The following is a 16,196-nucleotide window of genomic DNA, read 5'->3' as shown; positions in this document are numbered from 1 at the left end:
AGGCATTGCCGCGCCTGTGATCGTTTCCACCATCTTGCGCATCGATCCGATGGTCCGCCTGCTTGTCCTGACCATCGCTCTTGCGACGATTTTCCCTGCTATCGGCGCGGGACGCACGGTTGCACAGGCGATCTCGAACGTAGCCATATTCGCGCTGTTTATGCTCAACGGATTGCGACTGCCGCGAGACGAGGTGCTACGCGGATTGCGCGACGCCAGATTTCTCCTGCCGCTCCTCGTCTGGTGCTTCGGGGCCATGGCGCTGACCGGGCTGGGATTGTCTCGCCTTGCTTTCGGCCATTTGCCGCAGGAGCTTGCGATCGGTCTGCTCTTTCTCGGAACACTCGCTTCGACGGTACAGTCGGCCACCGCTTACAGTTCGATAGCGGGCGGAGATGTCGCCGGTTCGGTCGTTGCGGCGGCGATGCTCAACATCGTCGGCGTGTTTCTCACCGCGCCGCTTTTCGCAGTCATGGGAGGATTCGCGACCGCGGACCTCGGCTTCGGAGGATTGGCCAAGATATTCGCTCTCCTCGTCCTGCCATTCGTGCTGGGGCAGGCACTGCAAGGTGTCGGCGGCCCCTGGGTGCGCAGCCACCCGGCGCTCGTTTCGACCATGGACCGGCTGGCAATCGCGATTGCGGTCTACGTGGCGTTTTCAGGTGCAGTCGAGCGCGGGATCTGGAGCACCCTCGGAATGGCGCAATGGTCGCTGCTGCTCGGGTTGCTGGTGGCATTTCTGACGGTCGGCTTCGGCGGCAGCTGGCTTTTTGCCGGCCTTTTCCGCCTCGACAGGCCAACACGCATCTCGTTCATGTTCGCAGGCGCACACAAGAGCGTCGTGAGCGGCGCACCCATCGCGCTGATCCTCTTTCCGCCGGCGAGCGCCGGACTCGTGATGGCGCCGCTGCTCGTCTATCACCTGCTGCAGCTGGTCGTGTCGGCACCGCTCGCTAGCCGGCTGTCCCGCTCGCCTCGCCGAGGCTCTCCCGGCGATTGTGACGGATCGACCACCATAGCGACAGACCGATCAGGACAGCGCCGATCAGGCCGGTGATCGTCTCCGGTATATGGGCGACGGACGAAAACAACATGATCATCCCGAGCACGATGATCGCCCAGAACGCGCCGTTCTCAAGGAAACGGTACTGTGCCAGCGTGCCCTGCTTGACCAGGTGGATGGTCATCGAACGGACGAACATCGCACCGATCGAGAGGCCGAGCGCGATCACGATCATGTTGTTCGAAAGCGCGAACGCGCCGATCACGCCGTCGAAGCTGAACGAAGCGTCGAGCACGTTGAGGTAGAGGAAGCCACCGAGTCCGCTGCGCACCACGGCGCCCTGCAGCCGCGCCGCCTCGGCCCGCATCTCGAGGATCGTGTTGACGCCCTCGACCGCGATGAAGGTGACCAGACCGAGAATACCGGCGACAAGAAACGTCAGCGCGTCGGCGGGATCGAGCATGGTCGAGATGCCCCACAGCGTTAGCAGCAGCAGCGCGATTTCCGCGGCGGGCAGCGCCGCGAAACGGGCGAGCTGGACCTCGACGATACGGATCCAGTGGACGTCCTTGTCGAGATTGAAGAAGAACTTGAGTCCTACCATAGTGAGGAACGCACCGCCGAAGCCTGCAATACCGACGTGCGCGGAGCTGACGATTTCCTCGTAACGCTGGGGATCGTTGAGCGAGAGATTGAGCGTCTCGATCGGTCCTAGCCCTGCTGCGATGGCGACGATTGCCAGGGGAAACACGACGCGCATACCGAATACGGCAAAGGCGATGCCCCAGGTGAGGAAGCGTCGCTGCCAGACCTCGTCCATCTCCTTGAGCACCGAGGCGTTGACCACGGCGTTGTCGAAGCTGAGCGACACTTCGAGCACAGAGAGCACGACGATGATCCACAGCAGCGATGCAGTGGCACCTAGGTTGCCTCCCGAACTCGTCCAACCGTACCACGCGCCAAGCCCGAGGCAGATCAGTGTGAAGATGAAGGAGAACGTGTAGAAGCGAAGCAGCGTGGCCATGCAGCGGTCCCGTCGAAATATCTGCGCTTGGGAAGCGAGCGCGCGCTAGAAAATCCGTCGCGGAATCGCAAGTTCCCCGCGCCGCCGTTCGCCGGCCTATTTGGGCTGGTAGGTCTGCTCCTCGCCGGGAAAGGCGCGGCTGCGCACTTCGGCGGCGTAAGTTTCCGCCGCCTTGGCGATCACCTCGGCGATTTCCTCGTACCGCTTCACGAAGCGTGGGACGCGTTCGAACATGCCGAGCATATCCTCCGACACGAGGACTTGCCCGTCGCACCGGGCCGAGGCTCCGATGCCGATCGTGGGGCACGAGATGCTCTCGGTTACCTCGATTGCGATCGGCTCGACCACACCCTCGACCACGACTGCGAACGCACCTGCCTCGTCGAGCGCCTTGGCATCACCGACGATCTTTCCGGCCTCCGCATCGCTGCGCCCGCGTGCCGCATAACCGCCCAGGACGTTCACCGCCTGCGGAGTTAGCCCGACATGACCCATCACCGGAATGCCGCGCTGGGTGAGGAAGGCGACCGTCTCCGCCATCGCAGCGCCGCCTTCGAGCTTCACTCCGGCAGCACCGCTTTCCTTGAGCAACCGCGAGGCACTCTCGAACGCCTGCTCCGGCGAAGCTTCGTAACTGCCGAACGGCATGTCCACGATCACCACCGCATGATAGCTGCCGCGCACTACCGCGGCGGCGTGATTGGCCATCATGTCGAGGGTGACCGGGATCGTGGATGGGAGGCCGTAAATCACCTGGCCGAGCGAATCCCCGACCAGCAGCAAGTCGCAATGGGTGTCGAGCAACTGTGCCTGCCGCGCAGTATAAGCCGTCAGCATGACCAGCGGTTCTTCGGTCACGCCGTCCTTCTTGCGCTGGCGAATCTTGGGGACCGTCAGGCGCCGCATCGGCTGAGGGGTGGGCGTCGCGCGACTGGTCGCGGTGTCGAGCTGGAAGGTCGTGGACATGGCGCGCCTTCTAGCCCGCCGGTGGGCAGTCGCCAACCATGCCCTTGGCCTCGCGCGTAAAACTTGCAACAGGGGCTCAAACGAACGGGAAGGGAGTCACCGATGGTCGCAACGCCGGGCGCACAGGGAGGGGAGCAGGGCTGGTCCTCCCGCATGGCCTTCATTCTAGCGGCGGTCGGGGCGGCGGTCGGCCTCGGCAATATCTGGCGTTTCCCCACGCTCGTCGGCGAGAACGGCGGGGGCGCTTTCGTGCTGTTCTATCTCGGCTGCGTTCTGCTCATCGGGATGCCGCTGATGCTGTCCGAATTCGTCGTCGGCCGAGCGGGCAAGTCGGACGCGGTTCAGTCCGCCTCCCGGGTGGCGGAGCGTTCCGGTGTTTCCCGTCGATGGCGGGTTTTTGGCGGGATCGAGATCCTGGCCGGCTTTCTGATTCTCTCGTTCTACTCGGTCGTCGCCGGCTGGGTGATCTATTACGTCTGGCTTTCCGGCGGTGACTTCCTTTCCAATGCGTTGGCCGGCGAGCCCTTCCGCGGCGCCTTCCCCGACATAGGGCAGGATGCCGTGAGCGGGATGATGGGGGCGCTGTTCGAGAGTCCCGTCCGCCTCATCCTAGTCCATGCGGCGTTCATGGCGGTGACGGTGTGGATCGTTGCCAGCGGGGTGCATGACGGAATCGAGAAGGCGGCAACCTGGTTGATGCCGGCGTTCTTCGCGCTTCTCGTCTGCATCACGATCTACGGAGCGTTCACGGGGGATTTCGGCCGCGCTCTCGCTTTCCTGTTCACGCCGGACTTTTCCAAGCTCACCCCACCGGTGATGAACGAGGCGCTCGGCCAGGCGTTCTTTTCGCTCAGCCTGGGAGCGGGAGGACTGATCACCTACGGCGCATATGTCGCAAAAGACGTGAATCTCGCACCGACGGCGGCAACGATCAGCCTTACCGATACCGCCGTGGCGCTGGTCGCAGGCCTGATGATCTTTCCCATCGTCCTCGGCGTGGGCCTCGATCCCTCGGCCGGACCGGCGCTGATCTTCCAGTCGCTGCCGGTCGCATTCCAGACCATGCCTGCGGGATCGCTGATCGGCCTGCTGTTTTTCATCCTGATCTTCTTTGCCGCGCTGACCAGCTCCATCTCGCTGCTCGAAGGCCCGACCGCGTGGGCGATCGATCGTTTCGGCCTGCGCAGACCGGTGGCTGCGATGTTGCTCGGCCTGCTCGCCTTCCTGATCGGGGTTGCCTGTGCTCTCGGTTACAACGTCTGGGCCGACGTTCGCCCCCTGGGTTTCTGGGGCATCTTCGCGGAGACCGATATCCTCGACACGCTCGACGGCTTTACCGGCAAGATCATGCTGCCGCTTGCGGGGCTCCTGCTGGCGATCTTCGTCGGATGGAAGGCCGACCGGCGCCTGATCGAGGCGGAGAGCGGACTTTCCGGTGGGGCATTCGCCCTATGGCGCTTTGTCGTCGCGTGGCTGTGCCCGGCGGCGGTGAGCCTCATCCTGCTGTTCGGCCTCTTCCCGGGTTTGTTGACAGGTTGATGAATCCCGCTTGTCAGCGCAGCGCGATTGCATAAAACGGCGCGCCGGCTGGGAGGGGCGGGGAAGTCCTGCTGCGGGCCGCGGAGAGCCCCCGAATGCTATTCGATCGTGTCAAACCGCTGGATGCAATCCTTGCAACGGCGGAGCGCAAATCGCTGCACCGCTCGTTGAGCGGCTTGCAACTGATGCTGTTCGGCATCGGCTGCATCATCGGTACAGGCATTTTCGTGCTGACCGCCGCCGGCGCTCAAAAGGCCGGACCGGGCCTGATGCTCGCCTTCGCCATTGCCGGCGCGGTCTGCATCGTCGCCGCGCTGTGCTATGCCGAAGTCGCCGCGATGATCCCGGTGGCCGGTTCCGCCTACACCTATAGTTATGCCTCGGTCGGCGAGTTTCTCGCATGGACAGTAGGCTGGGCACTGATCCTCGAATATGCGGTGGCCGCCAGTGCGGTTTCGGTCGGCTGGTCGGGCTATTTCACCGGTACGATACTGAACGAATTTCTCGGCATACAATTGCCGGCGTGGCTTAGTGCGGGGCCGCTGGCCCTGGGTGGTGCGCCGGGCGGGCTCATCAACCTGCCTGCGCTACTCATCGCGATGCTGATTACCGGTCTGCTGATGATCGGCACGAGCGAGAGCGCGAAGGTCAACGCCGTTCTCGTGGCAATCAAGGTCACTGCGCTCACGGCGTTCGTCGCGCTGACGTTCACGAGTGCGGAATTCGACGTGGACAAGTTCAATCCGTTCCTGCCCGCCGGCGTATTCGGAGGTATCGGCACCGGGCTCGGCGCAGTCGGCGCGGCGGCGACGATCTTCTTCGCCTACGTCGGCTTCGACGCGGTTTCCACCGCCGCCGAGGAAACCAAGAATCCGCAGCGCAACGTGCCTTTCGGCCTGATCGGGTCGCTGCTGTTCTGTACGGTATTCTACATTCTCGTCGCGGCCGGCGCGATCGGCACTATCGGCGGGCAGCCCATCATGGGGCCGAACGGCATCCCGTTCCCCGCCGGATCCGAAGAGCTCGCGCGCCAGTGTGCGCTGCCGCAATATGCCGCGTCGCTCGTCTGCTCCGATGAGGCGCTGGCGCACGTGCTGCGCCAGATCGGCTGGTCGGGGGTCGGCAACATGCTGGGCGTCGCGGCGTTCCTGGCGCTGCCCTCGGTCATTCTCGTGCTGATCTTCGCGCAGACGCGCATCTTCTTCGTCATGAGCCGCGACGGCCTGCTGCCCGAACGGCTCAGCACGGTGCATCCGAAGTGGAAGACGCCGCACATCGTGACGTTCCTCACCGGGTTGGTAGTGGCGGTGGGCGCCGCGTTCTTCCCGGTCGGTCTGCTTGCGGACTATGCCAACGCGGGTACGCTCTACGCCTTCTTCATGGTGGCGGTGACGGTGATGGTCCTGCGTGTGAAGGATCCGCATCGCAAGCGGCCGTTCCGCATGGCAGGCGTATGGATTGTCGCGCCGCTGGCGCTTGCAGGGTGCGTGTTTCTTTACGTCAACCTGCCGATCGAGGCGATCCTTGTGCTGCCGGCCTGGGGCGCGATCGGGATCGCGATCTACTTCCTCTACAGCCGCAGGCGCAGCCATCTGGGCCGCGGGATCGTGGAAGTGGTGGACGACATCGGCGGGGAGGAGACTATGATCCCGATCCATCCGGAGGGACGGACCGGCTGAGCTCTCCCTTTCTGGGAAAACGGGAAAGGGCTGCCTCGCGAGGCAGCCCTTTTTCTTTATCGCCGGATTTTTCTCTAGAGCCGGGTGTCGGCGTGGTGCTCGCTCGCGTCCTCGCGCACGTCCATGCCGAGCGCCATCTTGGCAGTGTCGAGCAGGCCCATGTCGCCGTCCCAGATTTCTGCCTCGCCCAGGTCCATGCGCAGGAACAGGATGTCGGGATCGTCCTTGCCGCCATCGAACCAGGCTTCGGCGAAGTTGCTCCAGAACTGATCGAAGCGTTCCTGGCTGGTCTCGACCGTCAGCATGCCGTGGAAGCGGGCATAGATGTCGTGGCCCTTGCTCTCGAAGGTCGCGGTGGCCGGGCCGAGCTCGGCGAACTTGCCCTGCTTGTGGGTGAAGAACCAGATCGCGCTGTTCGCGTCCTTGTCGAGCTGCGCGCTCATCGGCACCGCGCTGGTGGTGTCGCTGTCGAGCTGGAGGAAGAGGAACGGCGAATCCGCGAGCGCCGTCCAGAATTTGGTCTTCAGCTTGTCGGGATCGCCTTGGCGGTATTTCATGAGAATGGCTCCTTTCGTGATGGCAACGGGGCGGCGGGAGCTTTCGTTCCTTGCCTGGGTGGAGGGTTGCCAACCCCTGTCAGCAGGAACATAAGAGGAACAAATGAGTCGTTCCCATATGCCTGCCACGATGCTTTCCGACCTGTGCGATGTCGATGCGCTCGCCGCCGCGCGCAGCATGCGCTGGCGGCCGGGGCTTGCCGCGCCTGCGCATAGCGAGATCTTTGCCAGCGGATGCGAGGGCGGCGGGGCAGGCTTGGCGCTGGCACTTGCCTGCGATGCGTTGCGTTCGTCGCTTGCCGAAGACGAGGACCGCCGTGCCGTCCTGTGGGTGCAGGATCGTGCGGCGGTGCGGCTCACCGGGCGGCCTTACCGCCCCGGGCTTCCGGCGGAGCTGCGCCGCCGGCTGATCCATGTCGTGGCGGAGAAGGCGGAGGATGCGCTGTTCGCCCTGGAGGAAGGGCTGCGCTGCCGCGACCTCGCCTTCGTGATCGGCGAACTGACGGGCAACCCGAAAGCGCTCGATTTCACCGCCTCGCGCCGGCTGAGCCTCGCGGCGGAGAAGCATGGCGTGCCGCTGTGGTTGGTGCGGCTCGATGCGGAGCGCGATCTTTCCTCCGCCCGGATGCGGTGGGACGTGCGCGCGGCCGCCTCGCCGCCGCCGCGCTGGAATGCGGCCGCGCCCGGCAACCCGAGCTGGCGCGCCGAACTGTTCCGCGCGCGGGCTCATGCCCTTGGAGAATGGATATTGCGTGATGACGGACGAAGTCTCGTCGCCGCCCCGCCGCATTCTGTCGGTGTGGCTGCCGCGGCTGGCGATCGACCGCTGGCGAGTGGGTGAGAGGTGCGCGCGCGGGGAAGGGCCGGACGCCGACCCGCTCGCGCTGATCGCCGAAACCGCGCACGGGCCGCGCATCGATGCGGTCAACGATGCCGGCCGCGCTGCGGGTGCGCGGCGCGGCATGATGCTGGCCGACGCGCGTACGCTCTGCCCGCGGCTGAAGGTCGCCCCGTCCGACCCGGAGGGCGATCTCGCATTTCTCGGGAAGCTGGCCGTCTGGGCGCGACGGTGGGGGCCGTGGAGCGCGCTCGATGCGCCCGACGGACTGGTGATCGACGTCACCGCCGTGGCGCATCTGTTCGATGGCGAGGCGCGGCTGCTTGCCGATGCGCAGGCCGCTTTCGCCCGCCGCCGCCTGACCGCGCGCCTCGCGATCGCGCCGACCGCAGGCGCGGCCTGGGCGCTGTCGCACTTCGGGCCGGAGCGCGCGATCCTGCAGCCGGGCGACGATGCAGCGGCATGCCTTGAGGAGCTGCCGGTCGCCGCGCTGCGGCTCGACGACGAAGTGCTCGTCGTGCTCCGCCGTCTCGGCCTCAAGCGCCTGGGCGACCTGCACGGGATCGGCCGCAGCGCGCTCCACCGGCGCTTCCGCAACCGCAAATCGCCCGCGGCCAATCCGCTGATCCGGATGGACCAGCTTCTCGGCCGCGTGTCGGAGCCGCTGCTGCCCGTGGTGCGGCGGCAAGCGCCGCTCGTCCAGCGCCGGCTGCTCGAGCCGATCCGCCATCGCGAGCTGCTGGACCAGGTAGTGGCCGATCTGGCCGGCGACATGGCGCGCGAACTCGAAGGCAAGGGGCAGGGCGCCCGACGGCTCGAAATCGGCCTGTGGCGGGTGGATGGCGAAGTTGCGGCGCGGCACCTCGAACTCTCCGCCGCCACGCGGGATCCGGCGCACATGTGCCGGCTGTTCTCGACCAAGCTCGATGACGTCGACGCCGGGTTCGGTATCGAGATGGTGCGCATGCGCGCGAGCTGGACCGAACCGCTGGCGCTGGGGCAGGGCGATATCGAGGCGGCCGCCGAGACGCAGGGTACCTCGCTCGCCGCATGCATCGACCGGCTGACGGTGCGGCTCGGCGAGAAGGCGGTGCGCCGCCCGGTCGTGCACGCCAGCCATATGCCCGAGCGCGCGCAGCGCTGGCGCCCGCCGCTTGAGCATGAGCCTCCCGCGCAGGAGGAACTGCGCTTCCACGCCCGTCCGCTGAAGCTGCTCGACCGGGCGGAGAAGATCGCCGTTCTCTACGCCACGCCGGACGGGTATCCGAAAGCCTTCCGCTGGCGCGGACAAGTGCGCGAGATTGCGCGCGTCGAAGGCCCCGAACGGATCGCGCCCGAATGGTGGCGCTCGAAGTCGACGGCCCGCCTGCGGGATTACTATCGGATCGAAGACACCGCGGGGTGCCGCTACTGGATCTACCGCCACGGACTGCCCGACGATGGGCGGGGCGGCCTGCCGGACTGGTTTCTGCAGGGCCTATGCGCATGAAAGCGCTAGGCAAATCCGGTGTTAGAACATATAGTGAACGAATGGAGTCGCAGTCCATTCTCGAAAGGCTCGGGATTCTCGCCGATGCCGCAAAGTACGACGCTTCGTGCGCCTCTTCGGGCACGTCCAGCAGGAACAGCCTCGGCAGCAAGGGCATCGGCTCGACCGAAGGCATGGGCATCTGCCACGCCTATGCTCCCGACGGCCGCTGCATCTCGCTGCTGAAGATCCTGCTGACCAACCACTGCGTGTTCGACTGCCACTACTGCATCAACCGCAAGAGCTCGAACGTCCGCCGCGCCCGCTTCACGCCGCAGGAAGTCGCGGATCTCACGCTCAGCTTCTACCGCCGCAACTACATTGAGGGACTGTTCCTCTCCTCCGGCATCGTGAAGAGCTCCAACCGCACGATGGAGCAGCTGATCGAAGCCGCGCGCATCCTGCGCGAGGAGCACGACTTTCGCGGCTACATTCACCTCAAGACGATCCCCGAGGCTGATCCGGAGCTGGTTCATCAGGCGGGGCTCTATGCCGATCGCGTCTCGATCAACGTCGAACTGCCGACCGACAGCGGCCTCACCCGCCTCGCGCCCGACAAGAATGCGCGCCAGATCGAAGACGCGATGGGGAGGACGAAAGACGACATCGCCGAGGCGAGCGACGCGAAGAGAAAATTCCGCCACGCGCCGCGTTTCGCGCCCGCCGGCCAGTCGACCCAGATGATCGTTGGCGCGGACGCGGCGACCGATGCGGATATCGTGGGCAAGGCGAGCCGGCTTTACGGTAGTTTCGGGTTGCGTCGCGTTTACTACTCGGCCTTCAGTCCGATCCCCGACGCTTCGGCGGTGCTGCCGCTGAAACGCCCGCCGCTGATCCGCGAGCATCGGCTCTATCAGTCCGACTGGCTGATGCGCTTCTACGGCTACAAGCCCGCCGAGGTTATGGAGGCGGCCGGGGCGGACGGGATGCTACCGCTCGACATCGATCCGAAGCTCGCTTGGGCGCTCAAGTTCCGCGACCGCTTTCCGCTCGACGTCAATCGCGCAGCGCGCGAGGACCTGCTGCGCGTGCCCGGGCTCGGCGTCGGCGCGGTCGACCGCATTCTCGCCGCGCGCCGCCACCGCACGCTGCGTCTCGACGACGTTGCGCGCCTGACCCAATCGATCGCCAAGGTCCGTCCGTTCCTGTGCACGGTCGACTGGCGCCCGACCACGCTCACCGACCGCGCCGACTTGCGCGCGCTACTGGCGCCGAAACAGGAGCAACTGGAGCTGTTCGCGGCATGAGCACGCTCCGGAACCTCGAATTCGACACCTGCTACCTCGTGCATCTGCCCGAGCCGGACGATTTCGACGCCTGGCGCGAGCGGGCGCGGGCGTTGATCCAGTGCGATGTGCCGCCCGACCGGATCGTCTGGACCGCGCCGGGCGGAGCAGGGGACCTCTTCGCGCAGGGAGATCCGCGCCTGCCCGTGCCGGAGCCGGATGCGCCACCCGTGCGTGCGAGCCGCCGCTTCGTGGAACTCGCGCGACAGGCCGTGCTCCACACCGATCCGGAGCGTTTCGCGCTGCTCTACCGCGTGCTCTGGCGGCTTCAGGCCGATCCGCGGATCATGGAGGACAAGACCGACCTCGACGTCCGGCGCATCGAGGAACTGGACAAGACCGTGCGCCGCGACAGCCACAAGATGCATGCTTTCGTCCGCTTCCGCCGCGTCGAATCCGAGGAGAGCGGCGAGCACTACGTCGCCTGGTTCGAGCCCGAGCATCACATCCTGCGCGCGAACGCAGGGTTCTTCGTGCGCCGCTTCGCCAACATGAAATGGTCGATCCTCACGCCGCGTGGCAGCCTGCACTGGGACGGCGAGACGCTGGAGGAAGGGCCGCCCGCGCAGCGCGCCGACGCACCCACCGGCGATCCGATGGAGGATCTCTGGCGCACCTATTACGCATCGATTTTCAATCCCGCGCGTTTGAAGGTCGGGGCGATGCTCAAAGAGATGCCCCGCAAGTACTGGAAGAACATGCCCGAGGCGGCGCTCATTCCCGAGTTGATCGCCGGGGCGCAGAAGCGGGAATTGCAGATGGTCGCGGAAGGCGCGCTGGAGACCGAAGACCGGCCCGAGACGCTCAAGGCAGTCGACGAGGCAATCCACCGGTGTCGCAGATGTCCGATCGGCTGCCTCGACAACCAGGCGGTGATGGGGGAAGGGCCGAAGGACGCGGCGCTGATGATCGTCGGCGAACAGCCGGGCGATCAGGAGGACTTGGCCGGCCGGCCCTTCGTCGGGCCCGCGGGGCAGTTGCTCGATCGGTATCTCGAGAAGGCGGGAGTTGAGCGCAAGGAGGCTTACCTCACCAACGCGGTCAAGCATTTCAAGTTCGTCCAGCGCGGCAAGCGGCGGCTGCACCAGTCGCCGACCGCGAAGGAAATCGACATCTGCCGCTGGTGGCTGGAGAGCGAGCGCGCGATCGTCCAGCCCAAGCTGATCCTTGCCACAGGCGCCAGCGCCGCGCGCGGCATACTCGGCAAGACGGTAAGCATTTCGAAAACGCGCGGCGAACCCATCCCGCTCGAGGACGACAGCGAATTGTGGGTCACCGCGCATCCTTCCTACCTCCTGCGCCTCGATGACGAGGCGAAGGAGAAGCAGAGCCGCCTGTTCGAAGCCGATCTTGCCGCGGTGAAGGAGCGGTTGGCGGAACTGGCGTGAGCGTGAAATTTGCTCCGCCACTCCTGCGAAAGGGGGCCGCCATTCGGCCCTTCCTTGCGGTGAGTGCGGATGGGCCCCTGCCTTCGCAGGGGTGACGGAAGTGGTGCAAACATGCCCGATACCCCGATCACACCCGGCAAGCGCCGGATCGAGATCGATCCCGATCTGATCGATCCGCCCCAGCGCGCGCCATTCGTCGAACTGGGGCTGGTCTCCTGTTTCAGCTTCCTGCGCGGCGCTTCGGATGCCGTCGATCTCGTGAGCACCGCGCGCGAGCTGGGCTACGACGCGATCGGGATTGCGGACGCAAACTCGATGGCGGGCGTCGTACGCATCCACACGGCAGCAAAAGTTCTTAAACTGCGGCCGGTTATCGGCTGCAGGATAGAAACGGTAGAAGGTCTTTCCTTCCTCGCCTATCCCACGGACCGCGCGGCCTACGGCCGGCTATGCCGGCTGATCTCGGCCGGACGGATGAACACGCTCGACGGCAAGTGGCAGGACAAGGGCGTGTGCGACATCTCGCTCGCCATGTTGGCCGACCACGCGGAAGGGGTGCAGTTGATCCTGCTGCCGCCGGATGACTTGGCAAAGCCGTTCACGATCCCCGTGCCGAACAACGTTATCCCGTTTCCCGCTCCGGATTCACGCGCGGCCGAAGATATCTCCGCATCTCTACGCGAAATAACAGAGGGTTTCACCGATCTTCTGCCGCATCTTGTGAGCCAGTTCCCCACGCTGCGCCATCTGGCCGCATCCTATCTCTACAGCGGCGACGACATCGCGCGGATCGACCGGCTCGATGCACTGGCAAAGGCGAACGGGCTTGCACTGCTCGCGACCAACGACGTCCATTATCATGCGCCCGACCGGCGGCCTCTGCAGGATGTCATGACGGCAATCCGTCACAAGACGACGGTGGCCGAGGCCGGGCACCTGCTGTTCGGCAATGCCGAGCGGCATCTCAAGTCGCCTGACGAGATGCTCAAGCTGTTCGCGCGCTGGCCTCACGCCATCGCGGCGGCGCGCGAGGTAGCGGATGCCTGCACCTTCAACCTGGAAGAACTGCAATACGAGTATCCGGAGGAAATCTATCCCGACGGCATGACGCCGCAGCAATACCTTGAGAAATCGACGTGGGAGGGGGCGCGGAGGCATTATTTGAACGGCGTGCCCGATAGCGTGCGGCAAACGCTCGAGCGCGAACTGGCGCTGATCGAAGAGCTCAAGCTCGCCCGCTATTTCCTGACCATCAGGGACATCGTCGAATTCGCGCGAACGCGCGAGAAGCCGATCCTGTGCCAGGGGCGGGGGTCGGCGGCCAACTCGGCGGTCTGCTTCTGCCTCGGGATCACTGCGGTGGACCCTGCCGAGCACCAGCTGCTGTTCGAGCGCTTCATTTCCGCCGAGCGCAACGAGCCGCCCGACATCGATGTCGATTTCGAGCACGAGCGACGCGAGGAGGTCATTCAGCACATCTACGAGAAGTACGGTCGCGACCGCGCGGGTCTGTGTGCCACGGTGATCCATTATCGCCCGCGCATGGCGATCCGGGAAGTCGGCAAGGCGATGGGGCTTTCCGAAGACGTGACCTCGGCTCTGGCCCGCACCGTCTGGGGCGGACATGGACGCAAGATCGACGAGAACCACGTTATGCGGGAAACCGGGCTGGATCTTTCCGATCCGCATTTGAGACGGGTTCTGAAGTTGACCGAGCAGATGATCGGCATGCCGCGGCATCTCAGCCAGCATGTGGGCGGTTTCATTCTGACCCAGGGCCCGCTGATCGAGACGGTGCCGATCGGCAACGGGGCCATGCCCGACCGCACTTTCATCGAATGGGACAAGGACGACATCGACGATCTCGGCATCCTCAAGGTCGACGTGCTCGCGCTGGGGATGCTGACCTGCATCAGGAAATGCTTCGATCTCCTTGAAAAGCATTGCGAACGATCATTGGAGCTGGCCACGGTCCCGCGCGAGGATCCTGCCGTGTACGACATGCTGTGCAACGGCGATTCCATTGGCGTTTTCCAGGTGGAAAGCCGCGCGCAGATGAACATGCTGCCCCGCCTGCGCCCACGTAAGTTCTACGATCTCGTCGTGGAAGTCGCGATCGTGCGGCCGGGGCCGATCCAAGGCGACATGGTCCACCCCTATCTGAAGCGGCGAAAGGAACAGCGCGAAGGCAAGACGGCCTTCGCGCTACCCGCGCCGGCACCAGAGCATGGTCCACAGGACGAACTCTCATCCATTCTCGGGCGGACACTCGGTGTGCCGATCTTCCAGGAACAGGCGATGAAGATCGCGATCGACGCGGCCGAGTTCACCCCCATCGAAGCGAACCGGCTGCGCAAGGCCATGGCGACGTTCCGCAGCCGCGGGAAAGTCGACGAGCTGGAAGAACGGATGGTCAGCAAGATGATCGAGCGCGGCTACGATCCCGAGTTCGCCGAACGCTGCTTCAATCAGATCAAGGGCTTCGGCGAATACGGCTTCCCCGAAAGCCATGCCGCGAGCTTCGCGCATCTGGTCTACGTCTCGAGCTGGCTCAAGTGCCACTATCCCGCAGCCTTCGCTTGCGGACTGCTCAACTCTCAGCCGATGGGGTTTTATGCCCCTGCGCAGATCGTGCGCGATGCGCAGGCGCACGGCGTCACCGTATTGCCGATAGACGTCAATGCGTCGGGCTGGGATTGCACGCTGGAGAGCTGCGCCGATCAGCCCTTCCACAAGGATCGCCTGGACGGGCACATCGCGCTCCGCCTGGGGCTGCGGCAGGTCGATGGTCTGCCCGAGCATGTTGCCGCCGCGCTCGTCGACGAGCGGGTCAGGAACGGCCCCTATCGCGATGTCGCCGATCTGCGTGATCGGGCGAAAGTGCCCGTGAGCCATATCGAGCGGCTCGCGAGTGCGGATTGCTTCGGCTCGCTCGAGCTGTCGCGGCGGCAGGCGCTGTGGGATGCGCGCAGTCTGGTGGCGGCGCCCGACCTGCCGCTGTTCCGTTATGCCGAGGAGCGCGACGAGGGGGCGGAGAAGGGCATCACCCGCCTGCCGCGGATGCCGCTGGGCGAGGAAGTTGTCACGGATTACCAGACGACGCGGCTCAGCCTGAAGGCGCATCCCATGTCCTTCCTGCGCGCCGAGCTCAGCGCGCGCGGCTTCGTGCGGGCGTGCGATTTGCGCACGCGCAAGTATCGCTCGATCGTCAATGTCGCGGGGGTCGTGCTGATCCGCCAGCGGCCGGGCTCGGCCAAGGGCGTGTGCTTCATCACGCTGGAGGACGAGACCGGAGTGGTGAATCTCGTCGTCTGGCCCGATCTGATGGAAAGGCAGAGAACCGTCGTGATGGGCGCGCGTTTGATGGAAGTGCGCGGACGAGTGGAATATGACGACGAGGTGATTCATGTCATCGCCAGCGACCTGGTCGACGCGACCGGCCAGCTTCGCAGATTGTCCGATGACATCCTGAATACGCCGGTCGCCTACGGCGATCACTGCAAGAACGCGCCGCCTCCCAAGCGCGAATTTCGCGACGATCCCCATCTTCCCGTTCAGCCTTGGGAGCCACCATCACCAGATGACCGCGAGTGTGGCTTCCACCAGGGACACCCTCGTAACGTGCGAATCATACCCAAGTCGCGAGATTTCCATTGAACCGCGATCGCTGCCACATCTCCCGCCGCATCGGGCACTTTCGCGGCGACAGGCGCGTGGTCTGGCTGCTGATCGTCGCCGGCCTGCTGCTCGCCGCGCGTGGGTGGCTGGCCGATCATCCGCAGCACAACCCCTGGGCGCCGCTCGACCTCAACGATCCGCCGGGCTGGGCGACGCAGAGCAAGCTGCTCGCGCTCAAGGATGATCCGGTCGAGTGCCGCGCGGTGCTCGAGCGCAGCGGCGTCGAATTCCGCGCGCTCGAACCGCAGGGGGAGGGGGCATGCCGGCGCGAGGACCGCACCGTGCTCGCCGCGCTGCCGCTCTCGCCCAACGTGCCGCCGACGACCTGCCCGGTGGGCATCGGGCTCGAACTATGGCTGCGTGACGTCGTGCAACCTGCGGCGGTCGAGCGCTTCGGCGTCGAAGTGGCGCGGATCGAGCACTTCGGCGCCTTCAGTTGCCGGCGCCTCTATGGCCGGGCGGAGGGGCGCTGGAGCGAGCATGCGACGGGCAATGCGATCGATATCGCCGCCTTCGTGCTCGCCGACGGGCAGCGGATTGCGGTGCTCGGCGACTGGACCGGTGAGGACGAGGAAGCGGCATTCCTGCGTGAGGTGCGCGACGGCGCCTGTCCGTTGTTCGCCACCGTGCTTTCGCCCGACTACAACGCGGCGCATGCGGACCATTTCCATTTCGACCAGTCCGGCCGATACATGGGCGTTTGCCGCTAG

Annotated in this window: 12 protein-coding genes; 9 read left to right on the top strand and 3 right to left on the bottom strand. The window is 65.4% G+C overall.

The window, feature by feature from the left end:
• The first annotated feature begins 16 nt into the window (after positions 1-16).
• A complete protein-coding gene (locus tag ETX26_RS06025) occupies positions 17-1,057 on the top strand; it encodes a bile acid:sodium symporter family protein (protein ID WP_225425515.1) in 1,041 nt (346 codons plus the stop codon).
• On the opposite strand, the gene ETX26_RS06020 is transcribed toward ETX26_RS06025, so the two are convergent.
• Positions 954-2,027: a DUF475 domain-containing protein gene (locus ETX26_RS06020; protein ID WP_191984687.1), complete on the bottom strand. Its 1,074-nt coding sequence runs from the start codon at positions 2,025-2,027 to the stop codon at positions 954-956. The genes ETX26_RS06025 and ETX26_RS06020 overlap by 104 nt on opposite strands.
• A 96-nt stretch (positions 2,028-2,123) precedes the next feature.
• On the bottom strand, positions 2,124-2,993 hold the full coding sequence (gene panB / locus ETX26_RS06015; protein ID WP_129523734.1) for a 3-methyl-2-oxobutanoate hydroxymethyltransferase: 870 nt from the start codon (positions 2,991-2,993) through the stop codon (positions 2,124-2,126).
• Between the two features lie 102 nt (positions 2,994-3,095).
• Here panB and ETX26_RS06010 point away from each other — a divergent pair, with 102 nt between their 5' ends.
• On the top strand, positions 3,096-4,532 hold the full coding sequence (locus tag ETX26_RS06010; protein ID WP_129523733.1) for a sodium-dependent transporter: 1,437 nt from the start codon (positions 3,096-3,098) through the stop codon (positions 4,530-4,532).
• A 95-nt stretch (positions 4,533-4,627) separates the two neighbouring features.
• Positions 4,628-6,211, top strand: a complete 1,584-nt coding sequence (locus ETX26_RS06005; RefSeq protein WP_129523732.1) for an amino acid permease — start codon at positions 4,628-4,630, stop codon at positions 6,209-6,211.
• Between the two features lie 74 nt (positions 6,212-6,285).
• On the opposite strand, the gene ETX26_RS06000 is transcribed toward ETX26_RS06005, so the two are convergent.
• The gene (locus tag ETX26_RS06000) at positions 6,286-6,768 is read right to left on the bottom strand and encodes a pyridoxamine 5'-phosphate oxidase family protein (RefSeq protein ID WP_129523731.1); all 483 of its coding nucleotides are present in this window, start codon (positions 6,766-6,768) and stop codon (positions 6,286-6,288) included.
• A 103-nt stretch (positions 6,769-6,871) separates the two neighbouring features.
• On the opposite strand from ETX26_RS06000, the gene ETX26_RS05995 reads away from it, so the two are divergent.
• The 6 genes from ETX26_RS05995 (at position 6,872) to ETX26_RS05970 (ending at position 16,196) form a co-directional block, all read left to right on the top strand.
• A complete protein-coding gene (locus ETX26_RS05995; RefSeq protein ID WP_225425514.1) occupies positions 6,872-7,609 on the top strand; it encodes a hypothetical protein in 738 nt (245 codons plus the stop codon).
• Positions 7,524-9,095 carry a DUF6504 family protein gene (locus ETX26_RS05990; protein ID WP_129523730.1) on the top strand — a complete coding sequence of 524 codons (1,572 nt, stop codon included), beginning with the start codon at positions 7,524-7,526 and terminating at the stop codon, positions 9,093-9,095. The genes ETX26_RS05995 and ETX26_RS05990 overlap by 86 nt, the downstream gene beginning before the upstream one ends.
• A gap of 41 nt (positions 9,096-9,136) precedes the next feature.
• Positions 9,137-10,381 carry a putative DNA modification/repair radical SAM protein gene (locus tag ETX26_RS05985; protein WP_129523729.1) on the top strand — a complete coding sequence of 415 codons (1,245 nt, stop codon included), beginning with the start codon at positions 9,137-9,139 and terminating at the stop codon, positions 10,379-10,381.
• Positions 10,378-11,808 (top strand): UdgX family uracil-DNA binding protein, encoded by a 1,431-nt coding sequence (locus tag ETX26_RS05980; RefSeq protein ID WP_129523728.1) that lies wholly within the window; start codon positions 10,378-10,380, stop codon positions 11,806-11,808. The genes ETX26_RS05985 and ETX26_RS05980 overlap by 4 nt, the downstream gene beginning before the upstream one ends.
• 111 nt (positions 11,809-11,919) lie before the next feature.
• Positions 11,920-15,465: an error-prone DNA polymerase gene (locus ETX26_RS05975; RefSeq protein ID WP_129523727.1), complete on the top strand. Its 3,546-nt coding sequence runs from the start codon at positions 11,920-11,922 to the stop codon at positions 15,463-15,465.
• Positions 15,462-16,196 carry an extensin-like domain-containing protein gene (locus ETX26_RS05970; RefSeq protein ID WP_225425513.1) on the top strand — a complete coding sequence of 245 codons (735 nt, stop codon included), beginning with the start codon at positions 15,462-15,464 and terminating at the stop codon, positions 16,194-16,196. The genes ETX26_RS05975 and ETX26_RS05970 overlap by 4 nt, the downstream gene beginning before the upstream one ends.

Origin of the sequence: Pelagerythrobacter rhizovicinus (genome assembly GCF_004135625.1) — a bacterium.
GTDB classification, from domain to species: domain Bacteria; phylum Pseudomonadota; class Alphaproteobacteria; order Sphingomonadales; family Sphingomonadaceae; genus Pelagerythrobacter; species Pelagerythrobacter rhizovicinus.
The sequence above is the reverse complement of the archived record's forward strand: the minus strand, read 5'-3'. Positions and strand labels throughout refer to the sequence as shown.